This is a genomic window from Candidatus Lernaella stagnicola, from assembly GCA_030765525.1.
Classification (GTDB): Bacteria; Lernaellota; Lernaellaia; order Lernaellales; family Lernaellaceae; genus Lernaella; species Lernaella stagnicola.
Window position 1 is genome coordinate 172,254 of sequence record JAVCCK010000020.1, and the last position, 26,193, is coordinate 198,446.

General features: G+C 59.8%; 20 protein-coding genes. 15 read left to right on the forward strand and 5 right to left on the reverse strand.

The features are described 5' to 3' along the window. Window positions 1-15: 15 nt before the first annotated feature. A complete protein-coding gene (locus P9L99_09455) occupies window positions 16-2,775 on the reverse strand; it encodes a transglutaminase domain-containing protein (GenBank protein MDP8223573.1) in 2,760 nt (919 codons plus the stop codon). A 114-nt stretch (window positions 2,776-2,889) separates the two neighbouring features. Between P9L99_09455 and P9L99_09460 the strand changes: the two genes are divergently transcribed. Genes P9L99_09460 through P9L99_09490 form a run of 7 tightly spaced genes read left to right on the forward strand, consistent with a single transcriptional unit; the run spans window position 2,890 to window position 11,160 of the window. Further along, window positions 2,890-3,885 (forward strand): glycosyltransferase family A protein, encoded by a 996-nt coding sequence (locus P9L99_09460; protein MDP8223574.1) that lies wholly within the window; start codon window positions 2,890-2,892, stop codon window positions 3,883-3,885. A 29-nt stretch (window positions 3,886-3,914) separates the two neighbouring features. Continuing rightward, window positions 3,915-5,018: a glycosyltransferase gene (locus P9L99_09465; GenBank protein MDP8223575.1), complete on the forward strand. Its 1,104-nt coding sequence runs from the start codon at window positions 3,915-3,917 to the stop codon at window positions 5,016-5,018. Then, window positions 5,015-6,445: a flippase gene (locus P9L99_09470; protein MDP8223576.1), complete on the forward strand. Its 1,431-nt coding sequence runs from the start codon at window positions 5,015-5,017 to the stop codon at window positions 6,443-6,445. Before P9L99_09465 ends, P9L99_09470 begins: the two co-directional genes overlap by 4 nt. Beyond that, window positions 6,442-7,899: an O-antigen ligase family protein gene (locus P9L99_09475; GenBank protein ID MDP8223577.1), complete on the forward strand. Its 1,458-nt coding sequence runs from the start codon at window positions 6,442-6,444 to the stop codon at window positions 7,897-7,899. Before P9L99_09470 ends, P9L99_09475 begins: the two co-directional genes overlap by 4 nt. Beyond that, complete coding sequence (locus P9L99_09480; GenBank protein MDP8223578.1) at window positions 7,886-8,920, forward strand: FemAB family PEP-CTERM system-associated protein; 1,035 nt, start codon at window positions 7,886-7,888, stop codon at window positions 8,918-8,920. The genes P9L99_09475 and P9L99_09480 overlap by 14 nt, the downstream gene beginning before the upstream one ends. Window positions 8,921-8,926: 6 nt before the next feature. Beyond that, window positions 8,927-10,141 carry an aminotransferase class V-fold PLP-dependent enzyme gene (locus P9L99_09485; protein ID MDP8223579.1) on the forward strand — a complete coding sequence of 405 codons (1,215 nt, stop codon included), beginning with the start codon at window positions 8,927-8,929 and terminating at the stop codon, window positions 10,139-10,141. Beyond that, window positions 10,132-11,160, forward strand: coding sequence for a polysaccharide deacetylase family protein (locus tag P9L99_09490; protein MDP8223580.1), 1,029 nt, complete (start codon window positions 10,132-10,134; stop codon window positions 11,158-11,160). The genes P9L99_09485 and P9L99_09490 overlap by 10 nt, the downstream gene beginning before the upstream one ends. A 3-nt stretch (window positions 11,161-11,163) precedes the next feature. Here P9L99_09490 and P9L99_09495 read toward each other — a convergent pair whose 3' ends face one another. Continuing rightward, window positions 11,164-12,528, reverse strand: coding sequence for a dipeptidase (locus P9L99_09495; protein ID MDP8223581.1), 1,365 nt, complete (start codon window positions 12,526-12,528; stop codon window positions 11,164-11,166). Window positions 12,529-12,541: 13 nt separating this feature from the next. Next, a complete protein-coding gene (locus P9L99_09500; protein MDP8223582.1) occupies window positions 12,542-13,771 on the reverse strand; it encodes a hypothetical protein in 1,230 nt (409 codons plus the stop codon). A gap of 132 nt (window positions 13,772-13,903) precedes the next feature. On the opposite strand from P9L99_09500, the gene P9L99_09505 reads away from it, so the two are divergent. Continuing rightward, window positions 13,904-15,244 carry a B12-binding domain-containing radical SAM protein gene (locus P9L99_09505; protein ID MDP8223583.1) on the forward strand — a complete coding sequence of 447 codons (1,341 nt, stop codon included), beginning with the start codon at window positions 13,904-13,906 and terminating at the stop codon, window positions 15,242-15,244. Here the strand turns inward: P9L99_09505 and P9L99_09510 are convergent. Further along, window positions 15,237-15,605, reverse strand: coding sequence for a response regulator (locus P9L99_09510; protein MDP8223584.1), 369 nt, complete (start codon window positions 15,603-15,605; stop codon window positions 15,237-15,239). The two genes, P9L99_09505 and P9L99_09510, sit on opposite strands and share 8 nt — an antisense overlap. Before the next feature lie 27 nt (window positions 15,606-15,632). Continuing rightward, window positions 15,633-16,016: a response regulator gene (locus P9L99_09515; protein MDP8223585.1), complete on the reverse strand. Its 384-nt coding sequence runs from the start codon at window positions 16,014-16,016 to the stop codon at window positions 15,633-15,635. Window positions 16,017-16,215: 199 nt separating this feature from the next. Here P9L99_09515 and P9L99_09520 point away from each other — a divergent pair, with 199 nt between their 5' ends. The 7 genes from P9L99_09520 (at window position 16,216) to P9L99_09550 (ending at window position 26,100) form a co-directional block, all read left to right on the forward strand. Then, complete coding sequence (locus P9L99_09520; protein ID MDP8223586.1) at window positions 16,216-16,959, forward strand: DtxR family transcriptional regulator; 744 nt, start codon at window positions 16,216-16,218, stop codon at window positions 16,957-16,959. A gap of 42 nt (window positions 16,960-17,001) precedes the next feature. Next, window positions 17,002-19,083 (forward strand): ferrous iron transport protein B, encoded by a 2,082-nt coding sequence (feoB, locus tag P9L99_09525; GenBank protein MDP8223587.1) that lies wholly within the window; start codon window positions 17,002-17,004, stop codon window positions 19,081-19,083. A 1-nt stretch (window position 19,084) separates the two neighbouring features. Further along, on the forward strand, window positions 19,085-19,297 hold the full coding sequence (locus P9L99_09530; protein MDP8223588.1) for a FeoB-associated Cys-rich membrane protein: 213 nt from the start codon (window positions 19,085-19,087) through the stop codon (window positions 19,295-19,297). A gap of 13 nt (window positions 19,298-19,310) precedes the next feature. Next, complete coding sequence (locus tag P9L99_09535) at window positions 19,311-19,979, forward strand: hypothetical protein (protein MDP8223589.1); 669 nt, start codon at window positions 19,311-19,313, stop codon at window positions 19,977-19,979. A 3-nt stretch (window positions 19,980-19,982) separates the two neighbouring features. Beyond that, window positions 19,983-20,426, forward strand: coding sequence for a D-aminoacyl-tRNA deacylase (gene dtd, locus P9L99_09540; GenBank protein ID MDP8223590.1), 444 nt, complete (start codon window positions 19,983-19,985; stop codon window positions 20,424-20,426). 87 nt (window positions 20,427-20,513) lie between these two features. After that, window positions 20,514-22,547: a methionine--tRNA ligase gene (gene metG, locus P9L99_09545; protein MDP8223591.1), complete on the forward strand. Its 2,034-nt coding sequence runs from the start codon at window positions 20,514-20,516 to the stop codon at window positions 22,545-22,547. A gap of 244 nt (window positions 22,548-22,791) precedes the next feature. Next, the gene (locus tag P9L99_09550; protein MDP8223592.1) at window positions 22,792-26,100 is read left to right on the forward strand and encodes a CotH kinase family protein; all 3,309 of its coding nucleotides are present in this window, start codon (window positions 22,792-22,794) and stop codon (window positions 26,098-26,100) included. Window positions 26,101-26,193 lie beyond the last annotated feature (93 nt).

Genomic DNA, 26,193 nt, shown 5'->3' on the forward strand with positions numbered 1-26,193 from the left:
ACGTAAACGCCTTTTTTAGCAGCCACAACCGCCGCCGCTGTCATCGTCGTCGTCGTCGCCGCTACTACCGGGGGGCGGCGATGTATCGTCATCGTCGCCGGTGGTGTCGTCGTCGGTCGGTTCTTCCTCGGGCACGTACGGGTCGCCCTCGGTCGTGATTTCGATATCCAGCAGATGGTCGGAAATCGGCGAGCTGTGGTGCGTAACCATGAGCGTCCAGTTGCCTTCATCGGGCGGAAACACCCGCTCGTCGAGGTCGGCGATACCCAGCTTGGCATAGGCGGCTTCGAAGGGCTGGTTGCGTCGCGCCTTTTCCTGGTTGTCTTCGTCGACGAGGAACACGTCCAGTAGCGGCGGCTCCATTTCGTAGTAGGGCCGCGCGGAACTGAAGGCGCTGCCGGGCGAGGACAAACGGTCGGTGGCTTCCAGCGTGACGTGCAGCGCGAAGCTCTCGTTTTTCTGTTCGATATCTTGCGGCGTGTAGTGAACCGCCGTGCCCTCGAGTTGTTGTTCGATATCGAAAACGGAGCCGGGCTCGGCGTCATCGGCCCGCACGACAAGGGCCATACGGATTTTCTCGCCGCCTTTTTCTTCCGGTGGGTACTCGCCCGCGCCGGACGTGACGTGCACGAAGTAGTTACGCCAATCGCCAAGATTGACCGTGGCTTGGCCGTCCTGATCGGTGATCAGCCAAGCGCCTTGCCGTTTCGAGGAGGTCATCGACCCCTCGGTGTAGATATCGATGACGGCGTCGGGAACCGGGTCGCCGTTGACGTCGGTGATCGCGAAGTTAAGCGTGACGTAGTCGGTGTAGCGTTCGGGCACCTGCGCGATGCGGCCGTCGCCGTACCAGAAGACGACGAAGCTGATGTTCTTGCTGATTTCAGGATCGGGATTGTCGTAGCAGATGCCCGGATTGCCGATGTTGTTGGTGGAGTTGGTCCAATCGACCTGGAAGGGGCGCCACTCGCCGTTGAAATAGAACTCGCTCCACACGTGGTCTTCGTTCATCGTGGAGATCAAGCCGCCGGGGATCAGCGCGGCGCGCATGGCCGCCGAGCCCAGATCCTGCAACTCCCCGCAATTGCCGTAGTGATTGTACGCGATGCGCACCGGTTGGAGCGCCCGTTCGTATCCGGCGCCCGATTCGCCGCGTTCCTCGATGTTGTCGAGCATGTTTTTGCCTACCCAATTGCCGATGGCTTCCACCGCGTTCGCGTTGTCCCACAGCGGTCGGTCGCCCGAGAGGCCGACCTGCACGCCGTCCCACAACACGTCGATCCCGGCCAGCATATCGGCCAACAGCGGCCTGCCGTACACGTCGATATCGTTGGTTTCGTTCGTGGCCTGCGCCGTGGTCGTGAAGCCGCCCGGGAAGGTTTGGCCGGCGGGGTCGTCGAGGTCATCGTTGGCCAAAAACATCTGCAGCACCTTATACCCGTGCGCTTCGCTCACGTAGCCTTCGAGTGGCGTGCGAATGTCCTCGGTCGTGATGCACATGGACCAGAACACTCTCGTTTGGTAAGGCATGATGACCGTTTTGCCGTAGGTCGATTTGAAGGTTGCCCAGCCGTCCTCGTCCAGAGCCAGGAGGTCGGCCGCGGAAAACTGCGTCACGTCGTCCCAGCGCCCCAGCGCCTCCAACGCAGTCTGGAACTCGGGCACCAGTACGTCACCGACCAGCGCGATCGGCGTGTCTTCGGGCAGGAGCATATCCCCGCAGCCCTGGTTCATCAGGTTTTCGAGCAGCGGGCTGTCGTTGGCGGAATAGGCCTCGGCCACGCGCATCGTCGTAGCGAATATTTGCCCCGTCCCGAAAGCGAATTCCGCGAAAACGACGTTGTTCGTGCCGCCCTGATAAGCGATTTCCAGGTTGTGGATGCTCATGTCGGTCAGGTAACCGCGGGCGCTGGGCCCGAGGTCCTGCAAATCGTCGGTGTCGACGCCTTGCATGTACATCGGCGTTTGATAGCTGCCTTCGCCCTCCACGTCGAACATGAGGTAGTTGCGGAAATAGTGACCGCCTTCAGCGGGCAGTGCGCTGCGGCCGTCGAGCGGGTCGATGAAATCCGGACCTTCGACATCGAGTTTCGGGTGGACGATATTCCAGTAGTACACGTCCATCGGCAGTTCGTATTCGGTGGGCGTCTCGTCAACGATGATGTTGTAGCGCAGCGTCGTGCCGTATTCGCCCTTGCCGGACTCGCCGATTTCCACGATTTCCACGTAATCGAGAATCGCGTCCAATTCGTAGATCGACTGCACGTTTTCCACCAGCAGCGCGCGGGAGTCTTCCATGGCGAGCAGATCGCTGCGGCTGGAGAAGGCGACCAAGAACGCGATTTCGTCGCGGTAGAGGGCGTCAGGCGGCGTGACAATCAAGTCGGCCAGATCTTCGGCGGCGTCGGCAGGCAATTCGAAAAAGCGATGCGCCAACCGAAGCTGCATCCAATCCGGCGCCGCGTCCACGGCCGCTTTCATGCCTGCGCTCAACTCCCGCAGGGACGGTGCGGTGAGATCGCCGACAGTGGGATCGACGGACCACATGAATTCGTCAACGTACTGCATAAAATACGGCCCGAAATCCTCCACGCTCGCCGGATACTGATACGCGACGGACGGCGCGGGTCGTCCGCCCATCGTGGGTGCGACGGCGGCGTCAATGACTTCGGCATGGTCCACGGCGCGCGGTGCGTAGGTTGGGCCGGTTTCCGCGACGGCAAAGGGAACGAGAAACAGAACCAAGATGATCGACAGGAACGACAAACGAGACATGATAAATCCTCCTCCAACAGACATTGGATGTTAACGCGTTTTCCCGCCGAGGGACAAGGTGATTGAAAAGACGAAATGAGATAAGTTGCCGGGTAACCACAAAAAGGAAAATTCGTGCCTGAACTGGTGTTCCCGAAACGTGTCGATCCGACGACGAAAGCCTTGCCGGTGCGAGGTCCCATCGGCGTCGTGATTCCGGCCTACAACGCGGCGGATACCATCGGCGCTTGCGCGGCAAGTCTCCTGGCACAGCAGGGCGTCGAGGTGGATCTTGTCGTGGTGGACGACGCCTCCACCGACCAAACCGCGGCGTTGGCGGAGGCAGCCGGGGCGCGAGTCGTGCGGCGGGATCGCAATGGCGGCCCGGCAGCGGCGCGAAATGACGGAGCGCGGGCGGTAACCGGGGATATCCTCTTTTTTACCGAGGCCGACGGCCGTTACGCACCGGATCATCTCATGACCTGCTTGCGCGCGCTGGGTGACCCGGAAGTGGGCGCGGCGATCGCCTTGGGTGTGCGCGCCTGGAGCGAGCGCGACAGTGTCGTGAGGCGGTTGGGCGACGCGCTGTGGGCGGCGATGCACTCGCTGGTCATGGCGGGGCGGCGCGGGACGGGCGCGTGGTGTTATCGGCGCGAGGTCTTCACCGCGCTGGGCGGATTCGACGAGTCGCTGCGGCATGGGGAAGATGTGGAACTCGCCGGGCGCGTGGCGAGCCTGGGCTATCGAACCGGCGTGGCGGGTTGGTCGACAATGACGCATCGGAATCCCGATCGGTGGAGGTCTTGGTTCGTTGACGCCTGCCGCAATACCGCGGGTCGCCGGCCCAGTGGCGGGGCCAAACGCGCGCTGCATGGTCTGCGTGCGGCGGTGCTGTTGGGAACCCCGGCCGCGGCCTGCCTAATGCCTTGGCTGTGGTGGGTTGTCGCGGCGATTTTGGCGGTCGTCAGCTTCGGAGCGGCGGAACAACGTCTCGCCCTGAAACTGCTTTGGCGGCAACGCGACTGGCGAACTCTGATCGCGGCGCCCGTGCTGTTTTGGTTACGTCGACTGGGATTTTCGATTGGTCACCTGCCGGGTCGTTATCTTGCGCGGGTTGCCGCCGTCCGATAACGTGAGCGAACAACCCCACCGGAGGAAACGTGGAACAGGTCGTTGTGGCCCAGGTTGTGCACAGCTTGGAAGTGGGCGGCATGGAACGCGTGGCTTCCCACTTGGCGATGAACATGTCGGCGGCCTATCGACCGATCGTGGTTTGCCTGACGGTCAAGGGGGATTTCGCGCCGATGCTGGAGGAAGCGGGCATCGAGGTCGTCGCGCTGGACAAGCAGCCGGGGCGCGACCTGACTCTGCCGCGGCGCTTGGCGAGAGTCTTCGCCGATCGACATGTGGGCATTGTGCACGTGCACAACAGCGGGCCGATGTTCACCGGAACATGCGCCGGGAAGCTCGCGGGCGTAAAGGGGATCGTGGTGACCGACCACAGCCGCAAATTCCCGGAGCGACGCTCGGTGGTGATCACCGAGTACGTGCTGTCACGCCTCGTGAATGCGATCGTGAGTGTCAGTGATGACAATAAGCGGGATTTGATTGAGAAAATGTTGTGGCCGGCGCGCAAGATCACGGTCATCGCCAACGGTGTGGCGCCCGTGCCGGAAGTGACCGCGGCAAAGCGGGCCGAATTGCGCGAGGAATTTGGTTTGCGCGAAGACGAGCCCGTTGTGTTGACCGTCGCCCGCCTGGAACCGCAAAAGAATCTCGCCGTGCTCGTTGAGGCGGCCCGACGCGTGCGAGATCGCGGCGTCGCGGGGCGTTTCATTGTGGCGGGCGAAGGTTCGGAGCGGCCGAAGCTGGAGAAACTGATCGCCGAATACGATCTGGCCGACCGCGTGACGCTGGCCGGGTGGCGACTGGACAGCCTTTCCTTGTACGGCATCGCGTCGGTCATGGCGCTGTCGTCGGATTGGGAAGGGCTGCCGATGAGCATTCTCGAGGCGATGAGCGCCGGTTTGCCGGTGGTTTCGCCGGGCGTGGGCGACGTGCCCAAGGCCGTCGTCAACGGCGAGAACGGTTTCTTGATCCCCCCGCAGAATCCCGATGAATTGGCCGAAGCACTGGCGGGCCTGCTTACCGATGCGAATCAGCGGGCGGCGTTCGGCGAGGCGGGTCGATCGGTTTGGGCGGCGCGGTACAGCGTCGGTCACATGATGGGCGAGTACGAGGCAATTTACGAGAGGTTCCATTGAGCGGCGAACGCGTGGCCAAAAACAGCGTCGTGCTGATCGCCGCCGAAGTCGTCAAGAAGATCCTCGGCGTGGTGACGAGCATACTCATTGCCCGCGCCCTGGCGGTCGACGATTTCGGGCGGCTGCGCCTGGCGATGGCGCTCGTGGCGATTTTCGAAGTGCTCGCCAACTTCGGCCTCGGTCCCCTGTTGACCCGCGAAGTGGCCGGCACGCCGGAAAAGGGCGGCGAGACCTTCGGCTTGGTGCAGGGCATCAAGATGATTCTCGGGCTGTTGGCGGCTGCGGGGATGATCGGCTTTGCCGTGGTCAGCGGCTACGACGGCGCGACGCTGATCGCGGTGATCGTGGCGGCGGGCATCGTGTGGTTCAGCGCGTTGGAAGCCAGCGCGATCTCGCTGCTGGACGGCTATCAGAGCATGGGATGGTCCTCGGCAATCGGCGTGGTGCGCTCGACCTTGGTGTTGTTGGCGGTAGCCGTGGCGTTAGGCCGACACGGGGCATTGTACGGCGTGGTGGGCGCTTATTTGTTCGCGGCGGTGTTCAGCGCGGGGTTCGGCAATTTGCTGGTGGCGGGACGACTGCGCGGCGTTTCTATTCGCCCGCGGCTGGTTGGGGCGTGGCGGCAGATGCGTCAAGCGCTGCCGTTTTTGCTGATCGGCGTCGTATGGATGCTGCTTTTCCGCATCGACACGATCATGCTCGAGGCGTTGAAGAACGAGCAAAGCGTCGGCTTATACAGCAGTGGTTACGTGTTTTTCGAACTGTTGCTGGTCGTGCCGATTCTTTCGACGCGCGCGCTTTTTCCGGCCCTCACCGAGGCTCGTGCGACTTCGCCGGAGCGGTGGCGCGAGTTGATGGGCGCCGCGTTGCGGATCTATTGGATACTGGCACTGCCCATAGCAATCGGCAGTTTTTTCGTGGGCGCGCGCTTCGTGCCGTTGTTGTACGGCGCCAAATATGCGGCGGGCGGATACGTCGTGCCGTTGCTGGGCAGTTACATTTTCTTGTGGTTCGGTACGATGACCGTGGGCTGGGCGCTTTCGGCGGCGGATCGTTTGGGCCTGGTGCTGCGCGGCAACGTGTTGGCGATGCTCGTGAATATCGCGGCCAATTTTTTGTTGATCCCACGGTTTGATTTCTTCGGCGCGGCCGTGGCGACGATCATCAGTGAAGCTGTGTTGCTGACGTACTTCCTCATCGTGCTGCGCCGGGAGGAAGGCGGGCTGCCGCGAGGGATTTTCCCGTGGCGGGCGTTACCGGCGGCAGCGGTGTTGGTGGCGGCGACCGCGGCGCTGCGATCGTTTCATCTGGCGCTGGTCATCATCGTCGGCGCGGTGTTATACCTGGGAGGCATTTGGGCGCTGGGCGCCCTGCGCGACCAGGAACTGGAAATCATCCGCCGACTCGTGAGGCGCAAACCGAGGTGATACAACAAGACCCCCTCCGCCGCCTGCAAAAGCGCATGGGCTCATTCGCGCCCGTTCTGCTGCTGATTCTGTTTTGCGCGCTGCTGGGCATCGTATTGCTCAAGGTGCCTTGGTATTTCGTGATCGCGGGCTTCGTCGTGATCCTCGTGGCGTTGGCCGTGGTCGCCGAGCCTTACTACGGCGTGCTGCTCTACCTCATTTTGCTGTATGTGCGACCGGGCGATATGTTCCACGCCCTGACGCCGCTTCGCCTGACTTTGTTGGGCGTGTTGCTGCTGACCGGGGCGTTCGTGTTGCAGGTGCTGGTGTATCGACGGGTCAAGCCGATCATGAGCAAGCCGTTGGTTTTCATGGGTCTGTTTTTCTTGGTGATGCTCTGCTCGCTGCCGGGCAGTTTCTATCGCAGCGTGACACTTAGCAAAGTGATGGAAGTCGCGCGCATTGTCTACATGACCTATCTGATCGTTCACCTAGTACAGACAGTGTCGCAGGCACGGCGGTTTATGACGACCATGGTGCTGGTTATGGCGGGGTTGTCGACGACAATTTTCTTGCGCTTCGTGCTGTTTCCGGACACCCACATCGAAGGCAAGGGCGGTAGCGGCGGGATTGCCGGCGGATTCCTGGGCGACGGGAACGATTTCGCTTTGGCGCAAAACGTGATCCTGCCGTGGGCTATCGCGCTGGTCGGCACGACGCGCAGCAAGATCGGCAAGTTGTTTTTTATGTATTGCATCGTCATCGGGGCGCTCGCGGTGATCGTGACCTATTCCCGCGGCGGTTTCTTGGGCCTGATCTCGGTGTTCATTTTCTATTACCTGCTTTGGGTGATCCGCAACCGCGCCTACGCCCGTGGCATGATGCTGGGCTTGATCGCCGTCACGTTGACGGTTGTCGCCTTTATCGCCTTTGCCCCCGACGATCTCAAGGATCGCGTGTCGGGCATTCAGGATTACGAGGAGGACGAAAGCGCGTTGGGCCGGCTCGATGCGTGGGGCGCCAGCGTTCGTATGTTCGTGGATCATCCGCTTTTCGGCGTCGGGGCCGGCGCGTTTGCCACAGCGTACGGAACGAAATATTTCCCCCCGGACGCCGTGGCGAGCAACTGGCGAGAGGCGCACAGTGTGTTTTTCCAGGTGCTGGGCGAGTTGGGAATTTCGGGGATTATTATCCTGTATGCGTTGGTCGGCGCCATTTTCTTCTTGGTGTACGGGCTGCGTTTTACGCGACTGGCTGATCGAGGCGAAGACGAGTGGTTTCACGCGGCCCGCGCCGCGGTGTTGATCAGCATTTGCGGTTGGCTCGTGTCGAGTATGTTTCTATCCGTGGCCTATTATCCGCATTTGTTCCTGTTGACCATGCTGGCCACGACGCTCAAGCGCATCGCGGTCGAGACGCCGCCGCTGATTCCGGAGTTCGTGGACGAGATCGAGGAAATCGATGAGATTGTATGAACTAACCGATGCCAACCGCCACCGCTGGGACGCCTGGCTGGGGGGGCAACCCACGAGCACGGTGTTTCACTGTACGGCGTGGCGGGACATCATCGCCGAGACCTTGCGGCATCAGCCGGTGTACCTCGTGGCGCAGGCGGGGGAGGAGATACAGGGCGTCTTGCCGCTGTTTATTTTGCGGACGCGCTTGTTCGGCAACATGGCCGTGAGTATGCCTTTCCTGAACTACGGCGGTGTTGTCGCGGCGCAGGAAGAAGCGGCGGAGGCGCTGATGCGGCGGGCGCGTGAAGTGGCTGAGCGCTACGGCTGCAACTACGTGGAATACCGCCACCGGCATCTTCCGCCCGGCACCGAAGATTTGCCGACCAATACGTTCAAGGTGACCAGCATTCTCGACCTGAGCGGCGGTGTTGAGCGCGTGTGGAAAGAAGCGCTGCACCAAAACGTGCGGAACAAGGTGCGCAAAGCCGCGAAGAACGATGTGGTAGTACGGCGGGGCGTCGAACATCTGGATGCGTTCTACCGCGTGTTTGCGGTCGGGCAACGAAATCACGGCACGCCGGTCTTGCCGCGCCGGTTTTTCGCGAAGATTGTCGAGCAGTTCGGCGACGCGGCCCATGTGTACGCCGCGTACCACGGGGCAGAGGCGATCGGCGGCAAGCTGACGATCGATTTCGGCTCGACGCGGTATTTCATTTGGTCGGCCAGCCGGCGCGAGGCGAACCGAATGGCCCCCGTGCCGGCGATGAACTGGCGGGCGATTCAAGACGCCGTCGATATCGGCTTGCAGACGGTCGATTTCGGTCGTTCGACACAGGGCACGTCGAGTGAAAAATTCAAGAAACACTGGGGCGTCGAAACCCAGCAGCTTTATTGGCAGTACCAACTGATTCACACCGAGCAGATGCCGGGCCTGAATACGAGCAACCCGAAATTCGAGTTGGCGATTCGTGCTTGGAAGAAACTGCCGGTGTGGCTGACAACCCTTATCGGGCCGCCGCTGGCGCGGCTGTTGCCGTGAGTGAATATGCGTAAGTTGCCGCCGGTTGGAACGCGTTTGCATTGGCAGGAACTGTGGGCGGCGTTGCGTGAAACGCCGGACGCCGAGGCGATCTTCGCCGAAGCGCTGCGGGAGCGGATTCCGTGCGAGGAAGTTTTCTTTTTCGGAAGCGGCCGCGCGGCGTTGGCGGCGATTCTTTCGGCGCTGCGTTCCATTCGCGAAGGTGACCGCGTCATCGTGCCCGCGTATACCTGTTGGTCGGTGCCCGCGGCGATCGTGCGGGCGGGAATGCGCGTGCTGCCGGTCGACATCAAACCGGGTGAGATCGACTACGACTTCGAGCGCTTAGGGCAATTGGATTGGCGCGGCGTAACGGCGGTCGTATCGCCGAACCTGTTCGGGCTGCCCGGTGATCTGGATCGACTGGCCGCATTGTGCCAAGCCCATGGCGCGACGTTAATTGACGACGCGGCGCAGTCACTGGGCGCGTCGGTCGGGGGCCGCCCGGTGGGATCGTTCGGCGCGGCGGGGATCGTCAGCTTCGGGCGGGGCAAGAACATCACGGCCTTGGGTGGCGGCGCGGCGCTCGTGCGTGACGAGCAGTTACGTGCCGCGCTGGCCGAAAGTGCCGACGCATTCCGTGACGGCCCGGCGCCGAGCGCCTGGGAAGTGGTCGCGAAGGGCGGCGCCATGAGCGTGGCGCTATCTCCCAATCTGTTTGCGCTGGCCGAGCAATTGCCGGGCGTGGAAGTCGGGCGCACAGTATTTGACCCGGAATTCGCGACGCCGGCGCTCGGGGCCGCGCGGGCGGCTTTGGGCGCGGCGGTGCTCGAGCGGCTGCCGGAACTGAATAAACAGCGAGCGAATCTGGTGCGGTGGATCGACCAAATCTTACGAAGCAAGAAAGGCGTCATTCTGCCGATGCCGCGTACCGGCGCGGCGCCGGCGTGGTTGCGGCGGCCGATTCTAACCCAAGAGATCGGCAAGCGTGACGCGCTGCTCGCGGCGCTGATACAAGCCGGCATTGGCGCAACGGCAATGTATCCGGACCCTGTGGCGGCCATCAAGGAACTGGAACCCGATCTGGATTTGCGCGGCGCGCCTTTTCCCGGCGCGAAGCGGTTTGCCCGAAGCGTGATTGTTCTGCCACTGGTGGAGTCGTTGACGAAGGAAGACCTAAAAGCGTTGTCGCACGCCGTCACCGACGTAATGGGCAAGAAAGTAGGCGAACGATGGGCGTGAAAGGACAGTTGCGCCGCATAGCGGCAGGCGTGGTCGGCGGCCTGGGAATGGGCCGCAGGATCGCGGGCTGGCTGGACTGTCACGCGGCCATTTTGGCTTATCATCGGGTGTTGGATCCGGAGCGGCACGATGTGGAGGCCGTCGAGCCGGGAATGTTCGTGACGCGCGAGACCTTCGCGGCGCACGTCGAGTTATTGCAGCAGCGCTTTCGCGTGGTGTCGTTGTCGGATTTGGTGCGGAAGCATTTGACCGGCGAGCCGGTCGAGTCGGGTACCGTGGCTGTTACGTTTGACGACGCGTGGCTGGACACCTACGAAGTGGCCCACCCCTTGCTGCGAGCGGCGGGCTTGCCTGCTACCGTGTTTGTGCCCACGGCGTTGGTGGACGACGGGCACCGGTTTTGGTTTTCGCACGCGGCGGCGGCGACGAAGAACCTCTGGGAAATGCGCGATAGCTTAGCGGCCGCGTTTCCAGAGGAGAATGTGCCGGCGACGGCCGCCTTTCTTGTAGACCTCCTGGTGAGCAATCCACCGCGCACGGAGTACTTCCAGGCCATCTTGGGTGAGTTGAAGGAACTGTCGGACGCGCAACGTACCGAGGTGATCACCTTCATCGAGGCCGTTACGGAAAAGAAGATCGAATTGCCTCCGGAGTTGGCGAGTTGGGAGCAACTGCGGCAAATGCATGCGGAGGGCTGGGAAATCGGCAGCCACACGGTCGGGCACCACATCCTCACGCAACTGAGCGCGGCGGAAGTGAAACACGAATTGGACGGAAGCAAGCGCGTGATCGAGCGCGAAATCGGCGAATCGCCGACCAACTTTTGCTACCCAAACGGCAATTACGATGAGCACACGAAGCGGGCCGTGCAGCGGGCCGGTTACGCGTGCGCGGTGACGACCGAAGCCGGTTTCGCCGACCCGCCAGCGGATTTGTTCGCCTTGCCGCGCCTGGGCGTCCACCAAGGCGTCGCGGCGACGGCCAACGGTCTGGAATTGTTGCTGTCGGGACTGGGGTAGGGGCTAACCTACGAGCTTGTTCAGATACACCAAGCTCGTCTTGATTCCCTTCACGAAATTATCGAGATCGAAATGCTCGTTGGGCGCGTGGGCCTGTTCCGAGTTGAGCCCGAAGCCCATCAGCACCACCGGCTTGGTCATCATACGCGCCATGTCGGCGATGATCGGGATCGAACCGCCTTCGCGGGTGAAGACGCACTCGGCTCCGTACACTTCTTCCATTGCCTCGGCGGCCTTCCGCAGGGCCGGTTCAGTAAGCGGGCACAGGAATGGGAAGCCGCCGTGCATTTCGATGATCTTTACTTTCACCGATGGCGGCGTGTGTTTCTCGACGTGGCGGCGGAACAGTTCGCCGATCTTATGCGGATCCTGATTCGGTACCAGGCGCATACTGACCTTGAGGCCGGCTTTGGCGGGCAGGACCGTCTTGGCGCCTTCTCCTTGGAAGCCACCCCAGATGCCGTTGGCGTCCAAGGTCGGGCGTGCGCCGAGGCGTTCCGCGGTCGTGAAGCCTGCTTCGCCGACTAACGCCGGTGCGGACGTTTCTTCGAGTACCCGTTCGTCACCGTTTGGCAGTTTGGCGTAGTTCGCTTGTTCTTCTTCGGTCACGTCGATGACATCGTCGTAGAAGCCCTCGATTGTGATGTGATGATCATCGTCTTTCATCGACGTGAGCAGCTTGGCCAATTCGTTGAGGGGATTGGCCACCGCGCCGCCGTAGCTGCCGGAGTGCAGATCGCCGTCGGCGGCTTCCATTTCCAACTGGAAATAGGCGAGTCCGCGCAGCCCGTAACTGATGGACGGCTGGCCCTTGGCAATCATGCTCGAATCGGAAACGAGGATGACATCGCAATCAAGCAGGTCTTTGTTATCAGGCAACCACTCGGTGAGCGCAGGGCTGCCGACTTCTTCCTCGCCTTCGAAGAGTATTTTGATATTGACGGGCAATTCGCCGCGTAGTTTGAGTAGAGTTTCGAGTGCTTTGACGTGGGTGAATAGCTGGCCCTTGTCGTCGGTTGTGCCGCGCGCCCAGATGATACCGTCTTTGATGACCGGTTCGAACGGCGGGCTGTCCCAGAGTTCGAGAGGGTCGACCGGCTGCACGTCGTAATGCCCGTAGATGAGTACAGTCGGGGCGCCGGCGGGTCCTTCGTGGTGTGCGTACACGAGCGGCTTGCCGGTCGTGGGCAATACCTGCACGTTATTCAGGCCGATGCTTTTGAGGTGGTCGGCCAGCCACTGGGCGGTTTGCCGGCAGGCGTCTTCCTTGTCGGCGTCGGAGCTGATGCTTTCGAATCGCAAGAGTTCCTGGAGTTCTACTAGATAGGTCTCGAGGTTTTCGTCGACGTGTTTAAACAGGGTTTCCATGGCTCTCTCCAGATCAATTAAGGGTCCACATATATTTCTTGGCGATAGCGACGTACGGCTTGGTCGAAAGCAAGTACAGCACGTAACCTGAGCCGCCGCCCATGATAGAGCCGACGATTAAGCTGACGCCCATGGCGCTGAAGGTAATGCCGGGCACGGAGGTTGAGGCGAAATACGCCGTGAAGCCGAAGGCGATGCCAATCGCCGGCGCGAAGTAGGAATCGGCTCGCAACGGTCGGATCAAGTAGTCAATGAAACCGAAAATGAAGATGAATATCGCGCCGAGCAAGCTGATGATCAGGGGGAATTGGCGATCGTGGTACACCGCGTATTCGATATTCTCCGTCAAATCACCGCCGATTCGCGCCAACTGCATTTTGTATTCGCCGGGGCTGTCGACCCGCAGCGAGAAAAGCTTGGTCGTGTGGATCACATCAAGGTAACCGCGGCCGCGCTTACTCACGCGCCGCCGCTGGCGCTCTTGTTCGAATTTGCCCGGGAAGTTGTCGATTACGTCAAGTGTTTCCGGGGTCAGCAGGCGCATTTCGTACGTGCCGCTGAGTTTGTAGGTGCCGGCGCGTTGGACTTTCTTGGCTTCTTTTCCGGCCTTTTTCGCTTCCGCGACTTTTTCTTCCTCGTCGGCGAGCTTCTGCTGCTCGCGGTCCATTTCGGCGAAGTGCCCTTTCAAGTAAAGTGTGTACCGCGTACCGGGCAAATTGATCGTGCCGGTCCCCGCTGTGGCTTTGATCGTGCCTTCGGCGACAGGCTTTCCCCAATCGGCGGCAAAATGAACAGCCGCGCCGCAAATGAGCAACGAGACGGCGGCTCCGCCGAAGACGATGGCTTTAGCGAAGGGTTTGGTTAGCTGGCTTCGGTTCCGATAGACGGGCACGACGATGAAAAACAATATCGTTGCGCCGCCTGCGATGAGCATGAAGACCCCATCGAGTTGAAGGCCGTCGAAGAGGCTGGCATCGTATTTCGTAACGAAATGGGAAACCAAATACACGAGGAGCCAGGCTATGAACGGCACGATAACACTCGGCAGTTCGACGGCGGCCGCGATGCCTCGCTTAATTTTCGTGTCTTTGGCCTTTGGCGGCGTCGGGGTCGGCGGCGGAGGCTCGGGAGTCTGCGGCGGCGGATTCTCGGGAGTTTGCGGCGGCGGCGGTTGCTGAGCGCCGTTGGGTTGTTGTTTCTTCTTTTGAGAACGCTTGCCTTTTTTATCGCCCTTTTTTGCCATGTCGTGTCCCTATCGAGTAGAGCCGAACAAAACTCGGGTTCGTATGTGATTAGGGTCGGCATAGTAGCGAGACCGTGGTAATTAATCCAGACAGTTTGCCAGAGTTTTCTGTTTTCCCGAAGGGAGCGCTTGGTGGCGATACATGGCGACCGACAGCCCAGGGTCTTGCTGGTAAACCCCTGGATTCACGATTTCGCGGCCTTCGATTTTTGGGCGCGACCGCTCGGCTTGCTCGTGCTGGGCGCGGTGTTGGAAAAAGCCGGCGCGCCGGTCCGCCTGCTGGATCTAACCGACCCGGTGTCGCCGTTCTTGCCCGAGGCGGCAAAACCAAGGCGGTCTCGGCCGGGCGCCGGGAAATTCGCCGCGCAACGTATCCCGCAGCCTGCGCCCCTTCCGCATATCGAGCGGCATTATCGACGATATGGATTGCCGCCGGAAGCGGCGGACGCGGCAGCGGCGGAATTCGAGGTTCCCGACGCCGTATTCGTAACTTCGATGATGACCTATTGGTATCCGGGCGTGGCAGAAACGATTTCCTGGATCAAGCGAACGTGGCCCGGTGTGCCGGTGGTGTTGGGCGGCGTCTACGCTACGTTGCTACCGGAGCACGCGGCCCGATCGACCGGGGCCGATGTCGTGGCGACCGGCGGGATCGAGCAATGTTGGAACCAAGTAACTGATATTACGGGAATCTCTTACGATATTGGGAGCGAGACGCCGCCGGCGGCGCATCACCTCAATCCGACGGCGGATTCGGCGCCGTTGATTACCTCGCGCGGGTGCCCCTTCGATTGTCCGTATTGCGGCGTGAAGGTAATTTGCCGCGATTTCGTGGCCTACGATCCGCAGCGCGTCGAGGAGGAAGTGCGCCAAATCGTGTTGGATTTGGGAATCCACGACATCGGTATTGTCGACGACGCCTTCCTATTCAATACGTCGCGAGCGTTGGATATTCTGGATCGCATTGCCTCGTTGGAGACGCCGGTCCGATTGCACGCGGTGTCCGGGTTGTCGTGCCGTGGGCTCACGCCGGAAGTGGCGCGGGGCATGAAGAAAGCCGGTTTCGCGACGCTACGTGTCGGTTTGGAGACCAGCGACGCCGCGCGGCAGAGCGATTGGGGCGGGAAAGTAACGACCGATGAGTTCGAGGGCGCGATTGCCGCGCTACGTGAGGCCGGTTTCGCGGCGAATCAAATCGGTGTGTACGTGTTGGCGGGGGCTCCGGGGCAGACGCGGCAGGAAATCGAAACTTCCGTGGACACTGTGTTGGCCAGGGGAGTTCGCCCGCATTTGGCCGAGTATTCGCCGGTACCCGGTAGTCAGTGGTTTGAGGCCGCGCAGCGATCCTCACCCTACGATTTGGCGGAACCGTTGTTCCATAATCCGACCTTGATGCCTTGCGGGGGAGAGGAAATAACGCAGGCTGTGATGTGGGAAATCAAGAATCGAATCAACCAACAAGTCGCTAGGTGAACAACTTTTCCAGCAACGCTTTGACCGACGTGAAATTGAACGGCTTGGGCAAGAATCCATCGAGATCCTCAGGGACTACGTTCTCCATGGACCCAAGTGGATACCCGCTCGTAAGTACAAGTTTCGCGTTTGGAGCAAGCCGACGGCAACGTTCAATCATTTCGTGGCACAAGCTATCCGGCAGACGGTAATCCAGGATTATCAAGTCAATTTCCCGGCCTCGCGACTCCAACGCGTCAGTGGCATCGCTGCCGTTCGTTGCTACGGCGGCTGATCGGCCGAGCCGTTCGATCATGCGATGCAGGAGCGTGGCTAACATGGACTCGTCTTCGATTATCAAGACGCTTGGTTTGTCTCCCATGGCTGTCTCCATAGGCCCTTCTTTTTTTTATTTACCTATGAGTTTTTCGATAACGACCCGAAGGGCATGGGCCTTAAAGGGTTTTACCAGGAATTCGTTGGCGCCGGATTCCATGGCGTTGGCTCGATGGTCTTTTTCCTCTTCCGACGCGATCATTAAAAAAGGCAAAAGACGGTAGCGGTCGTCGGCGCGAACCGCACGAAGCAACTCGAGGCCGGAAACCTTCGGCATGCTCCAATCCGAGATGATCAACTCAATCGGTTCGTTTTTCAGAATTTCCAGCGCAGTGGCCCCGCCGTCCGCCTCAACGACTTGGTGGAGGCCGATTTGCCTCAGCAGACTCTTGATGATTCGCCGCATGGTGGAGAAGTCGTCGACGCATAGGATCTTGATATTTGGATCAACGGCCACAGGCTATCCCTTCCGGTGAGGCTGGTATTGCAGCAATGGAAATCTCAAAAAAAGACATAATATCAAGTATTTCATAGTTTTACTAACTATCGATTGTGTTTTCGCCTATCCATGAGTGTCGGATTTTTGAGGCTTTAACTTGACGGGAAAACAGATCGGAGTGATAATTAGTCTAGGCTAACAAAGGTAGGTGGGAGACATGGCCGTAGACAACACTGCCAATTTACAGATGTCGGAATCTTTGGAAGATTATCTGGAAACAATATACCATCTTGTGAAGCAAAAAAAAGTCGCGCGAGTGAAGGATATCGCGGCGGAGCGCAGCGTCAGCATGGCCTCTGTTTCAACGGCAATGCGTCGTTTGGCCGATTTGGATTTGATTCACTACCGACAACGCGAATACATCGAGTTGACCCCAAAGGGTGAATCCGTCGTGCGGCGCATCGTGACGCGGCATGAGATAATGCATCGATTTTTCACGGAAATTTTGCAGGTGGATGACAAGATTGCCGACGAAGACGCGTGTCAGATCGAGCACCATATTTCCGATCAAACGGTGGATCGCCTGGTGCGTCTGCTGGAATTTCTTGAGAACTGTGAAGATGGCCGCAACCTGTTGCAGCTTTTTCAGTCATGTCACACGATCAATCCCGAACTCGGCGGCTGCGTGGAGACGTGCGAGCGGCGGCGACGGCGGCGCGGTCGAGAGACGTTGTTGTGCACCTTGGCTGATTTGAAACCGGGATCGCGTGCCTTGGTGGCGCGTATTCAAGCGAAAGGCGCTGTGCGTCAACGTCTGATTGACATGGGCATGCTGCCGCACACGGAAATCGAAGTGGAGCGCGTTGCACCTTCGGGCGACCCGATTTGGATTCGCATTCGCGGGTTCAACCTTTCCCTGCGCAAGCACGAAGCCGCCGGTATTATGGTCAACCCGGTATAGGGCTTATCTCCGAAACAGAAGGACAGGGGAGCAACGGGCGGTATGAGCGAATCAAATGGGGATCGCCGAGTCTTGCGGGTGGTTTTGGCTGGGAACCCGAACTCCGGGAAGACCTCCATCTTCAACGCGTTGACCGGCTCCAATCAACGCGTGGGCAATTACCCCGGCATCACGATTGAGAAAAAGGAAGGCCACTTTCAGGATGGCGGCTGGGATTTTCGCGTGTTGGATTTACCCGGCACCTATAGCCTGACGGCGTACTCGCCCGAGGAACGCATCGCCCGGCGGGAAATTCTGCGCGACGACCTGGACGTGGTGGTCGTCGTGGCTGATTCCACGAACCTGGATCGGAATCTGTACCTGCTTTTGCAGGTGATGGAACTGGGCGGCAACGCCGTGTTGGTGCTCAACATGACTGATGAAGCCGAGGCCGGCGGTCAACGCCTGGATGTGCCGCAAATGCGGGCCTTGCTTGGCATACCGGTTGTGCAAACGGTCGGCAATCGCGGACGGGGCGTGGACGAACTCAAGCAGGCCGTTTTCAAGGCCGTGGAGCAACCGACTCGCGGCGAGCGCTTGGTCTACGGAGAGGATTTCGAGACGCCGCTGGCTCGGCTGGCCGACCGCATCATGCCGCACTTGCCGCGTGAGGCGCCGCCCTCGCGGTGGTTGGCGATCAAGGTCATCGAATGCGATCCGGAAATCGAGCGGCAACTTCGCGATTGGACTGTCGCTGACGAGGGCCTGCTAGAGGAAATCAAGGCGCAGGCGGCCGCGTTGGCGGCGGAGCATCAAACCGACGGCCCGTTGTTCGTGGCCGATCGCCGTTATTCCTTCATTGCCGGTTTGTTGCGAGAGGTTCGCGTGGCGGAAATGCGGCGCGATTCGCGGCGGGCGTCGGACTCGGTCGATGAAGTGTTGGTCCATCGGGTGTTGGGAATACCGATATTCTTCACGATGATGTACTTGCTGTTTTGGGCGACGTTTTCGGTTGGCGAAATTCCGATGCATTGGATCGAGGCCGGCTTTGAGATGTTGACGGCGGCGATTAACTCCATGTGGGCGCCGGGTCAAGAATCGGTGCTGCGGTCGCTGATCGTGGACGGAATCATTGGCGGCGTCGGGGGAGTGCTGGTCTTCCTGCCGAATATTCTGATTTTGTTCTTCGGCCTTTCCCTGTTGGAAGACACGGGATACATGTCCCGCGCGGCGTTTTTGATGGACCGCTTCATGCACCGGATGGGCCTGCACGGCAAGAGTTTCGTCCCCATGCTGACCGGCTTTGGGTGCAGCATCCCCGGCATCATGGCGTGTCGCACGCTGGACAACGAACGCGACCGCTTGACGACCATGTTGGTGCTGCCGCTGATGAGTTGCGGTGCCCGTTTGCCGATCTACCTGCTGATGGTGCCGGCGTTTTTTGCCGCGAAGTGGCAGGCGCCAATGCTGTGGCTGCTGTATTTCATCGGAATCGGGCTGGCGGTCGTGCTTGCCAAGCTGCTGCGAGTAACGATCTTAGCCGGCGACGACGCGCCTTTCGTGATGGAATTGCCTCCTTATCGCTTGCCGACGCTAAAGGCCATCACGCTGAAAATGTGGCAGCGAGGTTGGCTGTACGTGCGCAAAGCCGGCACGGTGATTTTGGCGATTTCCATTCTGTTGTGGCTGGCCACGGCGTATCCGAAAGTCGGACCACTGGAAAACGCCACTCCGCAACAGCAAGCTCAGGCTGCGTTGGAATACAGCGCGGCGGGCCATGTCGGTCGGTTGCTCGAACCGGTCACCTCGACAATGGGCGCGGACTTTCGCATTACGACCGCCATGATCGGAGCGTTCGCGGCGAAGGAGATATTCGTGGCGCAGATGGGCATTGTGTTCTCGCTGGGCGAAAGCGACGAAACAAACGAGTCGCTGCGTGAGGTGTTATCGCGAACCTATACGCCTCTGCAAGCGTTTTGCGTGATGCTGTTTCTGCTGATTGCCACGCCGTGCATGGCGACGGTGGCGGTGACGCGCCGGGAGTCGGGTTCGTGGAAATGGGCGGCGCTGCAATTCTGGGGTTTGACATTCGTAGGGTGGCTGTTGGCCACGGTGGTCTATCAAATCGGTCGCATGGTACTATGATATGGTGCATCTCGTAGAATACATTCTCGTTGTTTTATTGGTCGTTGGCGCGGCCGTGTATTTGATTTGGCATTACGCCGCGAACCGAAAGAAGCGGGCTGCGGGCGTATGCACGGGCGACTGCGCGACATGCCCCTATGCGGATCACGAATCGCAGTGCGTGCAACCGTCGTTGCGAAACGAGTACCTCGATGACCCCGGTTCCAAAGAATAGACTTCGTATTTCCTTGATTTTAGCGTGTGTGGTTTCGGCTTTGCTTGTTGTCGGCTGCCGCACTCACGTGCGTGGCGTGGCGCTCGAGCTGGAAACGACCTCGATCGAAGCGATGAGGCCACTGCTCAAGGCACGTCTGGACGGATGGCGGGAAGTCGAATCATCCGTGAAGATTGCGGGCTTGTGGGAACACCTGCCCCTGCCGGCCGAGGACGTGGCGGTGATCGGCTATCAAGCCGCGCCGGGGCCTTGGCGGTATTCCGCAGCGCACGTGGCGGGAAAGATCGAGGGGCGTGGCGGGCAAGCCTTGAGCAAGAGGATGCGGCGGCGGCTGGAAAAATATTTGGAAGACTCGCGTTTGTCGGCGGATGTTTACATGGCGTCCGAGGAGCTTCGCGAGCGCGTGTTGGCGTTGCACGTAACGCGCGGTTTGGCGACCAATGCGATCGGCAAGTTCGAAATCCCCGTGGTGTTCGCGCGACTGAATGCGCCGCGGCAGGAAGACAACGTTTATGCGGCGAACGCGGTGAACAATATCGTCTTTTTAGCCAGGCGTAAGGCCGTCGGATTTGTGTGGTTACGGGACGCCAACTCGACGGTCTTGTGGACGAACATACGCGAGCCGGGCGGGCCGTGGACGCAGGAGCGCATCGTGCAAGCCTTGGCATCGGGAAAGGAATAGAACGTGCGCGTCGTGATTCAACGCGTGAAACGGGCGTCGGTGACGGTGGACGGCGAGATCATCGGAGCCATCGGGCCGGGATTGTTGGTGTTGCTCGGCGTCAAGCAGGGCGACGGCGAGAGGGACCTGGAGTTTCTGGTCAACAAGACCATCGGCCTGCGTATCTTTCCCGACGAAGCCGGCAAGATGAACCGCAGCGTGCTGGATGTCGGCGGTGAGTTGCTTGTCGTGAGCCAATTCACGCTGTACGGCGATGCTCGTAAGGGTAAGCGTCCCAGCTTCACCGACGCCGCGCCGCCGGAGCAAGCCGAGCGTCTTTACGAGCTTTTTTGCGCCCGGGCGCGGGAACGCGGCGTGGCTGTGCAGACGGGTCGCTTCGCGGCCATGATGGACGTGGAACTGGTCAACGACGGGCCGGTGACCATCCTGGTTGACTCTCCGGAATAACCCGCGGGCCTTTGCTACAATTTCACTGCATGTTATAAGTCTCGCCTCCAAACGTTTGGACCCGTATCGATTGAGAAGGAGTAGGTCATGTCGCGTCGAATCCTTGTTACCTGCGCACTCCCATATGCCAACGGCAGTATTCACCTGGGCCATCTGGTGGAATACCTGTTTGCCGACATTTGGGTGCGCTACCTGCGAATGCAGGGGGAAGACGCGATCTATATCTGCGCCGATGACACGCACGGCACGGCGATTCAGGTGCGGGCGCTCAAGGAAGGAACGACGCCCGAGGATTTGATTGGGCGCATGTACGACGAGCACGTGAAGGATTTCGCCGATTTTCAGGTGGCTTTCGACAGCTACCACAGCACGAATTCACCGGAAAACCAAAAGTGGTCGGCCCGGATTTACGAAGCCGCCAAAGCCAAGGGCTTGATTGCCCGGCGCGAAGTCGAGCAGCTTTTCTGCCCCAACGACAACATGTTTTTGCCGGACCGCTTCGTCAGGGGAACGTGCCCGAAATGCGGGGCGGGCGACCAGTACGGCGATGTGTGCGAAGAGTGCGGCACGACCTACAACGCGCGCGAGGTCAAGCAGCCCAAGTGCTCGGTTTGCGGTACGACACCCGTGGTCAAAAGCAGCGAGCACCTGTTTTTCGAGTTGGGCAAACTGACCGATGAACTGCTTGAATGGACCGGCGAGGACGAGCACCTGCAATCGGAAGTGCGGAACTACGTCAATAACTGGATGACCGACGGCCTGCGCGACTGGGATATCAGCCGCGACGGTCCGTATTTCGGATTTCCCATTCCCGGTGAAGAGAATAAGTACTTCTACGTCTGGCTCGACGCGCCGGTCGGCTACATCGCGAGCACCGAGCATTACTGCGAGCGGGTCGGTAAAAACGTGAGCGATTACTGGGAGAATCCGGACACGGAGATCTACCACATCATCGGCAAAGACATCATTTACTTCCACGCCCTGTTTTGGCCGGCGATGCTGATGACGGCCGATTTGACGTTGCCCAAACAAATCGCCGTGCACGGCTTTTTGCGCGTGGAAGGCGAGAAAATGAGCAAGTCCCGCGGGACTTTCGTCAACGCCCGCACCTATTTGGACCACTTGGAGCCCGAATATTTGCGCTACTACTACGCGGCGAAGCTCTCGGGGCAGATCGAAGATATCGACCTCGTGTTTGAGGATTTCATCAACCGAGTGAACGCAGAGTTAGTGAACAAAATCGCCAACTTGGCCAGCCGGTCGATGAGCTTTGTGAGCAAACGCCTGGGCGGCACGCTCGGCGAGATCCCGGACGACGCCCAAGATATGATCGCCAAGGCGGAGGCGGCGGGAGAGGAAATTGCGCAAGCCTACGACCGGCGTGACCTGGCTGCGGCGGTCGAGTCGATCACGCGGCTGGCAGAGGCCGGAAATCTCTATTTGCAGGAAGCAGCCCCCTGGGACGCCATGAAAAAGGGCGACGAACAGCGCGCCCGGGATGTCTGTACCGCGGCGGTGAACCTGACGAAAATCATCACCGTGTACCTCAAACCCGTCTTGCCGGAATACGCGAAGAAGGTCGAGGACATGCTCAACCTCGGCGACCTACAATGGTCCGACGCGCGGGCCGACCTGACCGGCGGGCACGAGATCAAACCCTTCCAACATCTGGTGGAACGGCTGGAGCGCGAGAAGATCGACGCCATCATCGAGGCGAGCGTCATACCGGAAGAAAAAACGGCGCCGTCGAGCGATTTCGTCCCTGAGCCTTTGTCGGCCGAAATCGAATTCGATGATTTCCTTAAGGTCGACCTACGGGTGGCCCGCATCACGGCGGCTGAGGCGGTGGAAGGGGCGAAGAAATTGCTCCGGCTGACGCTCGATTTGGGGCCGCTGGGCACTCGCAGTGTGTTTGCCGGCATCGCGCAGCATGTCGAAAATCCGGAAAGCCTCGTCGGCAAGACCATCGCGTGCGTGGCCAACCTGAAACCGCGCCAGATGAAGTGGGGCGTTTCGGAGGCGATGATCACTGCCGCGACCAGTAAAAACACGGACGGCAAAGGCGAGCACATCGCCCTTGTCGAAGTGCCTGACGGTAAGCCCGGCGAGCGGATCAGCTAGCGAATTATTTTTGTGTAATCACGTTATTTTGTGAGTGACTGCAGGGCGGCGCCGTAGTACACTTACGCCGATTGGGGTCTGGAACTTCGGCTTCGAAACCCTGTGGGAGGGGATGCTTTCCGGCCGTGAAACACGGCGGGGAGGTTGCATGTGCAAGCTCCGTTTCGCCCTTGTCGTACTCTGTATTCTTTCCTTGTTTGCTATCCAGATTAATTGTGGCGGCTACGATAAAAATGCGGCTACATTGGATTCTCCCACGGGTGACGACGACACGCCTTTAGCCGACGATGACGACGACGATGATGACAACAACGACGATGACAACGACGACGATGATGACAACGACGATGACAACGACGATGACGACAACGACGACGACGATGACGATGACGACAAGGTTCTAATCAATGCCGGCGGTGAGGGCTACCATTACGACCAGAGAGATTATTTCCCCGACCGCCAATTCGATCCGCAGGCAGGCTACGGTCACATCATGGCGTCGGCCGTCTATTTCGAAGATGACGATATCGGCTTTGACAGTGGACCGATCCTGGACAACCAGTGTTACTACGCGGCAAATCCCTCCACGCTGTTCGATGGCGACGATCCTTTTGATTTTGGCGATACGGAATTCACGCGGACGGCCCTAACGCCGGTCGAGGTGACGGCGCCGTTGTTGTACCGCGTGCGCGTCGAAGAAAGCGGATCGTACCTGCTGCGCCTTTATTTGATGGAAGTGTTCGCCCACGAAGCGGGGCAGGTTGTTTTCGATATCCGGATCAACGAAACGACGGTTTTGGCCAACGTGGACCTCTATGCCCAGGCTCAACGCTTGCATGTGTTCGTGTTAACTTTCGCGACCGACGTGATCGGGTTGGATATCGATGTGAGGATCGAGCCGAAGCCGACCAATCTCTTCCCGGTTCACGTGGCCGCGATTGAGGTGACGCCGACGCCCGAGGGGCTTGGAGAGGGGCCGGAAGCGCCGGAGGAACTTGTGGCGCGCGCCGGTTACGACCAGGTGGGATTGCAGTGGCTGCGCGACGAATATCCCCTGCTGGCCGGGTACCGTATCTACCGCGACGGCTCGCCCCTCAACGCAATCGTTCAACCACAACCATACACGGTTGACCCGTGGTTTGTGGATGAGTCACCGGTGGCGGGCGTCGCCTATTCGTATCAAGTTGCGGCGGTGGATGTGTGGGGCATCGAGAGTGATCTTTCTACGGCTGTCGTAGTAACCCCGCTGGCCGAGACGGCCTCGACGCTGCCGGTACATCACGTGACGATCAGCCCGGAGAATCTGTCGACGCTGAATGCGCATCCCTTTGAAGAGATTTGGGTGGATGCGGCGTACGATCGCGCGGGCCTGAATTTCGAAGAGGCGGGAATTCGTTTTCGCGGGTCGAAGAACCGGTACTTCGCAAAAAATGCGTACCGCATTCGCCCCAAGAACGACGACCGCCGTTTCGTACTTAACACATCGCCGGTGGACTCCACGTACGTGCGCAACCGGATTTTGTACGACCTGTTCAACGAATATACGGATATTCCGGCGGCAGGGTACGACTTCGTGAATTTGTTTATGAACGATCGTTATATGGGAGTGTACGGCGACCTGGAGGTTTACGACCACTATTGGTTAACGGCCGCTGGCTGGAATCCGAACGGTTGCTTGTTCAAAGCGGTCGACCTGTGGAGCGAAGACCCTTTGGAAGCGTGGGAATTGAAAAACGGCCCCACGAGTTGTTGGTCCGAACTGGTTGATTTTACTACCTCTGTGGAGCAAGCACCGCCCGAGCAGGCGGCGGAAGTATTTGCACGTTGGGTGGATGTGGACGCGTTCATCGATTGGTATGCGATTATGGTGCTGAGCGGCAACGAAGATTTCTGGGCGGTCAATCACTACGTGTACCTGGATCCAGAGCATGGTCGTTGGCGTTACATCCCTTATGACCTGGACACAACGCTGCAGGGCTTCCGGCCGGATTATCAAATCGGCGCCCATTGGGACAAGGGCGAGCCGTACATCAACCCGACCATCGCGCTGTTTCACGAGGTGGATCATTTCCGTTACGCCTACGCACGGCGGATGATGGAACTGCGGGCCGAGTCGTTTTCGCCCGCGGGGCCGCTCGCCCAATGGGCAACCGAGTGGCGGGCGGATCTAGAGGACGAGACGTCCCGCGATTTCCAATGGGCGACAGCGGTGTGTCACGACTTGTTCGATGCCGGTTTTGACGCGATTGCCCAGCATCTGCAAATGCTCGCAGGGCCCGGGATTGCGGACGAAATCGCGCAGTTTATGCCGTCGCTGGATGTTGTGGAATTCCATGAAATGCAAACGAATAACGGGTCAACCTACGCGGACGAGTACGGCGAATTCGATGCCTGGGTGGAGATTCACAATGAAGGCCGGGCCACGATGCACCTCCTCGACCTGTCGTTGACCGATGATCCGGATATGCCGCGCAAATGGGTACTGCCGGAATTGCGCCTGGCGCCGGACGAAGTTTTTGTGATTTGGCTTGACGGCCAATCCGAACAGGGGGAAGGGCACGCGACCTTCTCGGTCGAAAACAGCGAGGGCACGTTGTATCTGTACGACTGCCCGTTTAACGGCGGCGGCTTAATCGACTCGCTCCGGCACGCAGCTATGCCGGCAGATTTTTCTTGGTCGTGGAACGTGGTCGCCGGTCAATGGGAGTTGACCGACGCGCCCACGCCCGGCGTCGCCAATGACGTGACAACGAACCATGACCCAAAGATCATCTGGGTGGATAAAACACCGCGCTTCCCGGGGGCCGGGGATACCATTTACATACTGGCCGAGGTTTTCGAGGAAGATGGCGATCCCCTCGCCGTTGCCGTGGAGTACGAGACTAATAAGGTGTCACGTACGACCGTCGACATGGCTGACGACGGCGAGCATATGGACGGCGCGCCCGGCGACGGCGTGTTCGGCGGTCAGTTGCCGACGACTCCGGCGCATCATGATATTGTTCGGTATTACGTTACTGCCGCCGACGGCCGAGGCGGGGTCGCAACCCGTCCGGCGGCGGCTCCCGCAGTGAGGCTGAAGTTTCTTGTCGGGCTGCCGGCCGTTTTCATCAACGAAGTGCTCGCCGAGAATGCAACGACGATTGCCGACGAGGCGGGCGAATTCGACGATTGGTTCGAGCTTTTTTACGCCGGCGAGGAAACCGTGTTGCTCGAAGGATTCAGCTTGACCGACGACGCCGGCGAACCCGATCAATGGCTTGCTTCCGGATCGATGTTCATGTATCCGGGCGAGACAACGCTTTTTTGGGCGGACAATGACGAAGACCAGGGCGAAACCCACACGAATTTCAAGCTTAGCAAGAACGGCGAATACCTGGGCCTTTACTTCGAATACGGCGACGAGTTTTTTGTCGTGGACGAAATCGAGTGGGGCCGGCAAGCGACCGACGTAAGCTTGGGCCGCAACGGCGACGGCGCCGACGAGTGGGTGTATTTCGAATCGCCCACGCCCGGCGCGCCGAATATTCCCATCGAGCGCCGGAACCATTGACGAAAGAGGGTGTCGCAAGATAAAGGGTTGCGATACCGACCCCGGCGGCGAGCGCAAGCGATCAAGCCGACCATATACGCAATACGAATCATC